The sequence below is a fragment of the Streptococcus sp. S784/96/1 genome (assembly GCF_902729355.1).
In the GTDB taxonomy this organism is placed as follows: domain Bacteria; phylum Bacillota; class Bacilli; order Lactobacillales; family Streptococcaceae; genus Streptococcus; species Streptococcus caledonicus.
The window spans coordinates 85,178-94,437 of record NZ_CACVCC010000007.1 but is presented as its reverse complement, the minus strand read 5'-3'; the positions used below and the strand labels follow the sequence as shown (position 1 = coordinate 94,437).

8 protein-coding genes, 7 tRNA genes, 1 rRNA gene and 1 pseudogene are annotated in these 9,260 nt (G+C 37.7%); 16 read left to right on the top strand and 1 reads right to left on the bottom strand.

Annotated features, from left to right (window positions below):
* Window positions 1-43: 43 nt before the first annotated feature.
* The 11 genes from rrf (at window position 44) to pcsB (ending at window position 3,566) form a co-directional block, all read left to right on the top strand.
* Window positions 44-159 (top strand): 5S ribosomal RNA (gene rrf / locus GZ996_RS04060).
* 115 nt (window positions 160-274) lie between these two features.
* Window positions 275-347 (top strand) — tRNA-Val (locus GZ996_RS04055).
* Window positions 348-365: 18 nt separating this feature from the next.
* Window positions 366-438 (top strand) — tRNA-Asp (locus GZ996_RS04050).
* 2 nt (window positions 439-440) lie between these two features.
* Window positions 441-513, top strand: a tRNA-Lys gene (locus GZ996_RS04045).
* Window positions 514-517: 4 nt separating this feature from the next.
* Window positions 518-599 (top strand) — tRNA-Leu (locus tag GZ996_RS04040).
* A gap of 12 nt (window positions 600-611) precedes the next feature.
* Window positions 612-684 (top strand) — tRNA-Thr (locus GZ996_RS04035).
* 13 nt (window positions 685-697) lie between these two features.
* A tRNA-Ile gene (locus tag GZ996_RS04030) sits at window positions 698-771 on the top strand.
* An 8-nt stretch (window positions 772-779) separates the two neighbouring features.
* Window positions 780-867: transfer RNA gene (locus GZ996_RS04025), tRNA-Ser, on the top strand.
* Window positions 868-931: 64 nt separating this feature from the next.
* Window positions 932-1,759, top strand: coding sequence for a rod shape-determining protein MreC (gene mreC / locus GZ996_RS04020; protein WP_162011383.1), 828 nt, complete (start codon window positions 932-934; stop codon window positions 1,757-1,759).
* Window position 1,760: 1 nt separating this feature from the next.
* Entirely contained in the window at window positions 1,761-2,258 is a 498-nt protein-coding gene (gene mreD / locus GZ996_RS04015; protein ID WP_156806219.1) for a rod shape-determining protein MreD, read from the top strand.
* Window positions 2,259-2,366: 108 nt separating this feature from the next.
* Window positions 2,367-3,566, top strand: coding sequence for a peptidoglycan hydrolase PcsB (pcsB, locus tag GZ996_RS04010; RefSeq protein ID WP_162011382.1), 1,200 nt, complete (start codon window positions 2,367-2,369; stop codon window positions 3,564-3,566).
* Between the two features lie 82 nt (window positions 3,567-3,648).
* On the opposite strand, the pseudogene GZ996_RS04005 reads toward pcsB, so the two are convergent.
* Window positions 3,649-3,953, bottom strand: a pseudogene (locus tag GZ996_RS04005) (transposase); the annotation flags it as partial.
* A gap of 376 nt (window positions 3,954-4,329) precedes the next feature.
* Here GZ996_RS04005 and GZ996_RS04000 point away from each other — a divergent pair.
* The 5 genes from GZ996_RS04000 (at window position 4,330) to purC (ending at window position 9,196) form a co-directional block, all read left to right on the top strand.
* Window positions 4,330-5,295 carry a ribose-phosphate diphosphokinase gene (locus GZ996_RS04000; protein WP_156806217.1) on the top strand — a complete coding sequence of 322 codons (966 nt, stop codon included), beginning with the start codon at window positions 4,330-4,332 and terminating at the stop codon, window positions 5,293-5,295.
* Between the two features lie 71 nt (window positions 5,296-5,366).
* Window positions 5,367-6,542, top strand: a complete 1,176-nt coding sequence (locus GZ996_RS03995) for a pyridoxal phosphate-dependent aminotransferase (RefSeq protein WP_161978937.1) — start codon at window positions 5,367-5,369, stop codon at window positions 6,540-6,542.
* Window positions 6,532-7,296 carry a DNA repair protein RecO gene (recO, locus tag GZ996_RS03990; RefSeq protein ID WP_162011381.1) on the top strand — a complete coding sequence of 255 codons (765 nt, stop codon included), beginning with the start codon at window positions 6,532-6,534 and terminating at the stop codon, window positions 7,294-7,296. Before GZ996_RS03995 ends, recO begins: the two co-directional genes overlap by 11 nt.
* Before the next feature lie 58 nt (window positions 7,297-7,354).
* The gene (gene plsX, locus GZ996_RS03985) at window positions 7,355-8,350 is read left to right on the top strand and encodes a phosphate acyltransferase PlsX (protein WP_162011380.1); all 996 of its coding nucleotides are present in this window, start codon (window positions 7,355-7,357) and stop codon (window positions 8,348-8,350) included.
* A gap of 138 nt (window positions 8,351-8,488) precedes the next feature.
* Window positions 8,489-9,196 (top strand): phosphoribosylaminoimidazolesuccinocarboxamide synthase, encoded by a 708-nt coding sequence (purC, locus tag GZ996_RS03980; protein ID WP_156806213.1) that lies wholly within the window; start codon window positions 8,489-8,491, stop codon window positions 9,194-9,196.
* Window positions 9,197-9,260 lie beyond the last annotated feature (64 nt).

Here is a 9,260-nt window from a genome sequence, read left to right as displayed (position 1 = left end):
AGGTATTCAATTTTCAGTTGACAAAATGTCGACTAAGAGATAGTTAAGTGACGATAGCCTAGGAGATACACCTGTCCCCATGCCGAACACAGCAGTTAAGTCCTAGAACGCCGGAAGTAGTTGGGGGGTTCCCCCTGTGAGATAGGGTAGTTGCTTAGCGAATCATAAGGATTCAGATCCTTTTAGAGTTTAGCTCAGCTAAGGAGGACAAAAGTCCGACTTTGTCGAAGCGTTAGCGCACGACAGGGACCAGTTTGAGCTAATTCTCGTTTGAGGGAGTTTAGCTCAGCTGGGAGAGCATCTGCCTTACAAGCAGAGGGTCAGCGGTTCGATCCCGTTAACTCCCATGATTAAGGAAACTTAATGGTCCCGTAGTGTAGCGGTTATCACGTCGCCCTGTCACGGCGAAGATCGCGGGTTCGATTCCCGTCGGGACCGAAGACTCGTTAGCTCAGTTGGTAGAGCATTTGACTTTTAATCAAAGGGTCGCTGGTTCGAGCCCAGCACGGGTCATGATGCGGGTTTGGCGGAATTGGCAGACGCACCAGATTTAGGATCTGGCGCCGAAGGGCGTGGGGGTTCAAGTCCCTTAACCCGCATAAGAGAGATAGGCCGGCTTAGCTCAGTTGGTAGAGCATCTGATTTGTAATCAGAGGGTCGCGTGTTCAAGTCATGTAGCCGGCATTTTTTTGTATTTGGGCGCGTAGCTCAGGTGGTTAGAGCGCACGCCTGATAAGCGTGAGGTCGGTGGTTCGAGTCCACTCGTGCCCATTAATTTTGGAGAATTACTCAAGAGGCTGAAGAGGACGGTTTGCTAAATCGTTAGGTCGGGTAACTGGCGCAAGGGTTCGAATCCCTTATTCTCCGTATGCACAAACGATGTTATCTTTTAGATAACTCGTTTTATTTTTGCTAGATTTTGGGGTTTGTTGTGCGGAAATTAGGTTTTTCTCGATTTTTATTAATTTGTGTGGTGACGGTAACGTGTGTTGCTTCACTTATTTTTTTTCTTTTAAAAGAAGTCAGGATTCGTCAAAGTATTTCACAATATATTTCTAATATTTCATTAACAGTGTCATCTGCTATGTCTTATCCTCTTTCTTCTGCTAAGAATTTTCTTTCTGATTTTAACTCAGTAGATGAACTTAGAAAGGAAAATTCTAAATTAAATGAAAAACTTTCAATTTTAGAACCAAATGAAAAAAAATTAAAAGATTTAATTTCTGAAAATGAATCTTTGAGAGCTAGTTTAGATATAAAAAATTCTTTTGCCAGTCAGACAGTTTTAACTGGGAAAGTAATTAACCGCTCAACTCTTGCTTGGTTAGATTGGATTTCTCTTGATGTTGGTCATGAAGATGGAGTTTTGGAAAATATGTTAGTACTTTCAAATGGCTATTTGATTGGAAAAATTACTCAGGTCACTTCAAAATTTTCAACGGTTGATTTATTGACTAATACTGGTAAATCTATCGAAATTCCAATTAAGATATCAACTAGTACTGGTGATATTTACGGAATTTTAACAGGTTTTGATGTCCATAAGAACTCTTATTTGATAACAAAACTTAATAAAAAGTTAGATATAACTAAAGGAAATCCTGTTTTTACAAGTGGACTTGATGGTCAGACAGTAGCTAATGTAAAGGTGGGGGAGGTTGTTGAAATTATCTCAGAAGATGAATTAAATCGGACAGTCTATGTTTCGCCAGGAGCAAATTTTGATGATTTAGCTTATGTCACTTTGATAGGAGAATAGTATGGCAATCTTCAAATCTTTTTTTATGATGCTATTTTTCTTGTTTTTATCTTTTACTTTTGATAGCCAGGTAGTATTAGTTCTCAATATTTTTCTTCCAAATAATTTAGTACTCTCAAGTCATATGAGTCTCATTGCATTATTATATTTTGAAAAACGATTTTCTAATTTTGGGATATATTTGATTTATTTGTTATTTGGTTTGCTTATAGATGGTTATTATTATCATACATTTGGTTTAGCTGTTTTTCTCTATCCATTATTAGTTTATTTGGTAAAAAAACATAGCGGTCTTATTTTGATGACTTCTACACGGTTTTTAATGTTACTGGCTCTTATCTTAATATTTGAAGGGGGATCCTATTGTTTGGCTTCGATTTATGGATTAACTAACTATCCAATTAATCTTGAAATTACTAACCATTTAATGCAGACTTTAGTATTTAACAGTGTACTTTTTCTGTTAACTATTTCTATTTTTAATGTTGTTACAGAGTAGATTTTTCTTTGTTTTAAACTATCAATAAACTGTAACAATAGCGTAACATATAGTCTTGTTTTTTTTGATAGAATGAATACTGTCTTATTGAAAGGAAATTATTATTCTATGAAGAAACGTATCTTATCAGTAATTTTACTCAGTGGTATGATATTGAGTACAGCTTCAAATTTAACTCTCGTATCAGCAACTGATTATGAAGCACAAATTGCTGCAAAAGAGGCAACCATTAGTACATTATCTGCCGAACAATCTGCTGCAAAAGAACAAGTAACTGCTATTAAAGCTCAAGTAGCTTCTCTTCAAAATGAAAAAGCTAAATTGGAAGAAGAGAATAAGCGTTTGGAAGCAGAGTCTGAAAGATTAATTGCTGAAATTAAAGAATTATCGGATAAAATTATTGCTCGTACGGAGTCTTTAAAAAATCAAGCTCGTAGTGCTCAACAAAATGGTGGTGCTACAAATTACATTTCAGCTATTATTGATGCAGATTCTATTTCAGATGCTATTGGCCGTATTGCAGCAATTAGAGAGGTTGTTTCAGCTAATGAAAGTATGTTGAAACAACAAGAAGAAGATAAAGCATTGCTTGAGACAAAACAAGAAGAAAATCAAGCTGCGATTAATACTGTTTGGGAAAACCAAAGAACGCTTGCTGCTAACGAGGTTTCATTGAAAACACAACAAGCAGAGCTTGAGGTTGCTCAAATTAATTTAGCAGCTCAATTGACAACTGTTGAGAGTGAAAAGTCAGCACTTCTTCAAGAAAAAGCAGCGGCTGAGGCCGCAGCTGCAGCAGCCGCTGCCGCAGAGAAAGCAGCTCGTGAGCAAGCCGCAGCTGCAACGGTAGCTCAAGCTCAATCAGCCCAATCAGTACAAGCAGTAGTTCATACACCAGCAATTCAAGCAACTCCATCAGTTGCTGTATCTAGTTCACAAGCAGCGCCAGTAGTTGCGTCGTCACCTGCAAAAGTTACCTATTCAGCAGCAAATACTTATCCTGCTGGTCAATGTACTTGGGGTGTGAAAGCACTTGCTCCTTGGGTTGGTAATTATTGGGGAAATGCTGGTCAGTGGTTAGGTAGTGCACGTTCTGCTGGCTATTCAACTGGTACGACACCACAAGTTGGTTCAGTAGCTGTGTGGACAAACTCTTACTATGGTCACGTTGCAGTAGTCACTGCTGTTCATCCGGATGGTACTATTGAGGTAATGGAATGTAATATGGATGGTAGCGGAACACAACCAATTGCTAACTATCGTGGTGCATTTAGTCCAAATAGTGTTGCTGGATATATTTACCCATAATGTGTTAGGTAATGTTTATTAAGAATTATTTAACTATTTATATGATGAAGATAGGAGTTCTACTTGATAATTTAGAAAGCTCCTATTTTTTTATCAAGTGCTTTTTGATATGAGTCCATGTTTTCTCAATAGGATTGTACTCAGGAGAGTGGGGTGGAAGAGGTAAAAGTTTATGCCATACTCTTCACATAAGAGTTCTAATCTATTCATTCTATGGAATCTTACATTATTCATAATAATAACTGATGGTGTGCCTAATGTTGGTAGCAGAAAATTCTGAAACCAAGCTTCAAAAAGATCACTCGTCATCGTCTCTTCATTAGTCATGGGAGCGATTATGTCACCATTTATCAGCCCTGCAACCAAAGAAATCCTCTGATACCTTTTTTAAAATACTTTACGAATCATTCCCGTTGTTCTTCCTCCCGGTCCTATCAAGTGATTGGAAGACTATAAAAATAAAAATCGCTACATGATGTTAACGTTTTAGCTTATCAACTTATAGAAGAACATCCATTTTTCAACATTATCGCCACAAAGTTTTGGCGTTTTCAGATATAAAGGTAATTGAATTGTTGGTGTAAGGACAGTTGGATCGCGCATAATATGGGTTATTTGATTGTTCTTTCAAAAAATTGACTTTTCTATCCTGAAATCACTCATTGAAATTAGCAACTACGGGAATGATTCTTAGTGGTAAGTCATTGAAAAATCCTTTAAAAAGGTTTACAATAGAAGTTGAGAAAAAATCTTGGAGGAAGTCATGTCTTACAATAACTTGAAGCTTTTTGCTTTGTCGTCAAATCAAGAATTGGCAAAAAAAGTAGCAGATTCCATGGGGATTTCACTTGGTAAATCATCTGTTCGTCAATTTTCTGATGGTGAAATTCAAGTTAATATTGAAGAATCTATTCGTGGTCATCATGTTTATATTCTACAATCTACTTCTGCACCAGTAAATCATAATTTAATGGAAATTTTGATTATGGTCGATGCTCTAAAACGTGCTAGTGCAGAGACAATTAATGTTGTAATGCCTTATTATGGGTATGCTCGTCAAGACCGTAAGGCACGTGCTCGTGAGCCGATTACATCAAAATTGGTTGCTAATATGCTTGAGGTAGCTGGTGTGAACCGTTTATTAACAGTAGATCTTCATGCGGCTCAAATTCAAGGATTCTTTGATATTCCAGTGGACCATTTGATGGGAGCGCCGCTTATTGCAGACTATTTTGATCGTGCGGGGTTAACTGGCGAAGATGTGGTAGTTGTCAGTCCTGATCATGGTGGTGTGACACGGGCTCGTAAATTAGCACAATTTTTAAAAACTCCAATTGCCATTATTGATAAACGTCGTAGCGTTGATAAGATGAATACTTCTGAGGTTATGAATATTATTGGTAATGTTAAAGGGAAGACTTGTATCCTGATTGATGACATGATTGATACGGCAGGAACGATTTGTCATGCGGCAGATGCACTTGCTGAAGCGGGGGCAACATCGGTTTATGCAAGTTGTACTCACCCGGTTCTGTCTGGTCCAGCATTAGAAAATATTATGAATTCTGCTATTGAAAAATTGGTGGTTCTAGATACTATTTATCTACCAGAAGAGCGTTTGATTGATAAGATTGAACAAATTTCAATTGCTGATCTTTTGGCAGATGCTATTATTCGTATCCATGAGAAACGTCCTTTAACTCCTCTATTTGAGTTGGGACATAAATAATGAGCTGAAGTCATCCTTTGGGTGACTTTTTTGGTATAATAAAGTTTAATAATTCTCGGGAGGATAATGTTATGGATATGTCAAATCGTTTTAATAAAAATCTAAATAAAATTGAAGTGTCAATGATTAGACAATTTGATCAATCAATTTCAGGGATTCCTAATATTTTAAAATTGACATTGGGTGAGCCTGATTTTAATACACCAGATCATGTGAAGTCTGCTGCGAAGACTGCTATTGATGCTAATCAAAGTCATTATACTGGAATGGCTGGTTTACTTGAATTACGTGAAGCTGCGTCAGCTTTTGTCAAAGAAAAATATCAGTTAGATTATAAGGCTGAAGATGAGATTTTGGTAACTGTAGGAGCTACGGAAGCCTTGTCAGCAACCTTAACAGCTATTTTAGAACCTGGGGATATTGTACTATTGCCTGCACCTGCCTATCCTGGATATGAACCGATTGTCACTCTTGTAGGGGCAAAAATTGTTGAAATTGATACGACAACAAATGATTTTGTGTTAACTCCAGATATGTTGGAAAAAGCTTTAGAAGAGTATGGAGATAAGGTTAAGGCTGTCTTGCTTAATTATCCTGCTAATCCTACTGGGGTAACTTATACGCGTGATGAAATAGAGGCTTTTGCGACTGTTTTAGAAAATTATCCTGTCTTTGTCGTTAGTGATGAGGTTTATTCAGAGCTTAATTATACGAACGAACCTCATGTTTCGATTGCTGAATTTATTCCAGATCAAACGATTGTTATCAATGGTCTTTCCAAATCTCATGCGATGACAGGATGGCGTTTAGGATTAATTTTTGCACGAGAGACTCTGGCTGCACAGATTATCAAGAGTCACCAGTACCTTGTGACTGCGGCAACAACCGCTTCTCAATTTGCGGCAATAGCTGCACTTACAAAGGGGAAAAATGATGCTGAGCCAATGAAGGTTGAATACATTAAACGTCGTGATTATATTATTGAGAAGATGACATCGATGAATTTCAAGATTATTAGACCAAATGGGGCGTTCTATATTTTTGCTAAAATTCCTGTAACTGAGGGACAAGATTCATTTGCATTTTTACAAAAATTGGCAAATGAACAGGCAGTTGCCTTTATTCCTGGCGTAGCTTTTGGGAAATACGGTGAGGGGTACCTACGTATTTCCTATGCAGCTAGTATGGAGGTTATTAAAGAAGCTATGCGTCGTTTAGAAGTTTTCATGGAGCAATATGGAAATTAAGGAAATGCGAGGGCTAATCCTCTATAATCGTAATTACCGTGAAGATGATAAATTAGTTAAGATATTTACGGAGACGGCAGGTAAGCGCATGTTTTTTATCAAGCATGCTAGTAAATCGAAATTATCTTCAGTGATTCAACCTTTAACACAGGCTAATTTTTTGGTAAAGTTGAATGATGTCGGTCTCTCATATATTCATGATTATCATGATGCTAATCTGTATAAGGTTATTAACGAGGATATTTTTATCTTATCTTATGCTACTTATTTGGTTGCTTTAGCTGATGCTGCTATTATTGATAATCAGCCAGATCCTCATTTATTTGCCTTCTTAGTTAAGACCTTGGAATTGATGAATGAGGGGTTGGATTATGAGATTTTGACCAATATCTTTGAAGTTCAGATTTTAGAACGTTTTGGAGCTCAGTTAAATTTTCATGAATGTGTTTTTTGCCATCGAGTTGGGCAACGGTTTGATTTTTCTTATCAGTATTCTGGTCTTCTGTGTCCTGAACATTACGATAAGGATTTGAAGCGTAGTCAGCTTGATCCGAATGTCCCCTATTTACTGGATAAATTTCAATCAGTACAGTTTGATGAGCTTAGGACAATTTCTGTTAAACCAGAGATGAAGCAGAAGCTCCGCCATTTTATAGATGGTATTTATGACAATTATGTTGGTATTCAACTCAAGAGTAAAAAGTTTATTGATGATTTGAGCAAGTGGGGAGATGTGATGCGAAAGGACAGTTAATACTGTCTTTTTGGTTTTGTGGTATAATATGAGTATCAAATGATTTTGTGAGGAAAGTATGAAAAAAATTGCAGTAGATGCCATGGGTGGTGATAATGCTCCTCAGGCTATTGTAGAAGGTGTGAACCGTGCCTTGGCAGATTTCTCAGATATTGAAGTGATTTTGTATGGGGATGACACGAAGATTCGTCCTTATTTGACAGCAACTGATCGTGTGACGATTGTTCATACGGAGGAAAAAATCAATTCCGATGATGAGCCCACTAAGGCTATACGTACCAAAAAGAATGCGAGCATGGTTTTAGCTGCAAAAGCAGTTAAGGATGGTGAGGCTGATGCTGTTTTATCAGCTGGTAATACAGGTGCTTTGCTGACTGCTGGGACCTTGATTGTGAAGCGTATTAAGGGAGTAGAGCGTCCAGGTTTGATGACGACTTTGCCAACAATGAGTGGTCAAAATTTTGACATGCTTGATTTAGGTGCCAATGCTGAGAATACAGCAACTCACTTACATCAGTATGGTATTCTAGGGGCTTTTTATGCTAAGAACGTGCGTAGTATTGAAAGACCACGTGTTGGTTTATTAAATAATGGTACGGAGGAGACCAAAGGAACTCCAATACATCAAGAGGCTTATCGCTTGCTAGCGAATGAACCGTCGATTCATTTCATTGGAAATGTGGAGGCGCGTGAATTATTGAATGATGTTGCGGATGTGGTGGTATCGGATGGTTTCACGGGAAACGCTGTGCTGAAAACCATTGAAGGGACAGCAAAGTCTGTTATGGGAGCTTTGAAATCAGCGATTACTTCGGCAGGAGTCAAAGGGAAATTAGGGGCTCTTTTGCTGAAGGATAGTCTCTATGGTTTGAAGGATACGATGGACTATTCTAAAGCTGGTGGTGCGGTGTTATTTGGTGTGCAAGCACCGGTGGTTAAGGCCCATGGCTCTAGCGATGCGACTTCGATTTACTATACGATTAAACAAATTCGTACCATGTTGGAGACAGATGTGGTGTCACAGTTAGTGACAGAATTTGCAGATAAAGCGTAAAATAGATAATCAAAAGATGTTATTGTTCGATTTAAACGAACGATAACTTTTTATTTTATCTATTTTTAGTGTTTTTCTTGATGAAAGGCGGATATTCTGGTAAAATCGTAATAATAACTGATGAAAGGCGAACTTTTTATGTCCAATCAACTTATTTATCAAGGAAAAGCCAAAGATATTTATATGACAGAAGACGAACATGTGATTAAAGCAGTCTATAAGGACCAAGCTACAATGCTAAATGGTGCTCGTAAGGAGACGATTGAAGGTAAAGGCGTGCTTAATAATCAGATTTCGTCTCTTATTTTTGCCAAACTAAATGCTGCGGGTGTGGCAACGCATTTTATTAAACAAGTGTCAGAAACCGAACAATTAAATCAAAAAGTGACAATTATTCCTTTAGAGGTTGTGCTTCGGAATGTGACAGCTGGGTCTTTTTCAAAACGTTTTGGGGTGAAAGAAGGTCTTATTTTAGAGACGCCGATTGTGGAATTTTACTACAAAAATGATGATTTGGATGATCCTTTTATCAATGATGAGCATGTGCAGTTCTTGAAGATTGCGACAGAAGAAGAAATTGCCTATCTTAAGACTGAGACACGTCGTATCAATGATTTGCTAAAAGGGTGGTTTAGTCAAATTGGACTACGTTTGATTGATTTTAAATTAGAATTTGGCTTTGACAAGGATGGCAAGATTATTTTAGCGGACGAATTTTCACCAGATAACTGTCGCCTTTGGGATGCTGATGGGAATCATATGGATAAGGATGTTTTCCGTCGTGATCTAGGCAGTCTGACAGATGCTTATAGGGTCGTGTTGGATCGTTTGAAAACATTGGATTAGTCAGTAAGCATGGTTTAAAGAAAGGACAATCGATAGGAGTATTCTGTCGATAAAGGAGTTTAGT

Bases quoted from the DNA above. Each gene is read 5' to 3' on its own strand.
- mreD (WP_156806219.1), top strand. From the start codon at position 1,761: ATGGCAATCTTCAAATCTTTTTTTATGATGCTATTTTTCTTGTTTTTA.
- pcsB (WP_162011382.1), top strand. From the start codon at position 2,367: ATGAAGAAACGTATCTTATCAGTAATTTTACTCAGTGGTATGATATTG.
- GZ996_RS04000 (WP_156806217.1), top strand. From the start codon at position 4,330: ATGTCTTACAATAACTTGAAGCTTTTTGCTTTGTCGTCAAATCAAGAA.
- GZ996_RS03995 (WP_161978937.1), top strand. From the start codon at position 5,367: ATGGATATGTCAAATCGTTTTAATAAAAATCTAAATAAAATTGAAGTG.
- recO (WP_162011381.1), top strand. From the start codon at position 6,532: ATGGAAATTAAGGAAATGCGAGGGCTAATCCTCTATAATCGTAATTAC.
- plsX (WP_162011380.1), top strand. From the start codon at position 7,355: ATGAAAAAAATTGCAGTAGATGCCATGGGTGGTGATAATGCTCCTCAG.
- purC (WP_156806213.1), top strand. From the start codon at position 8,489: ATGTCCAATCAACTTATTTATCAAGGAAAAGCCAAAGATATTTATATG.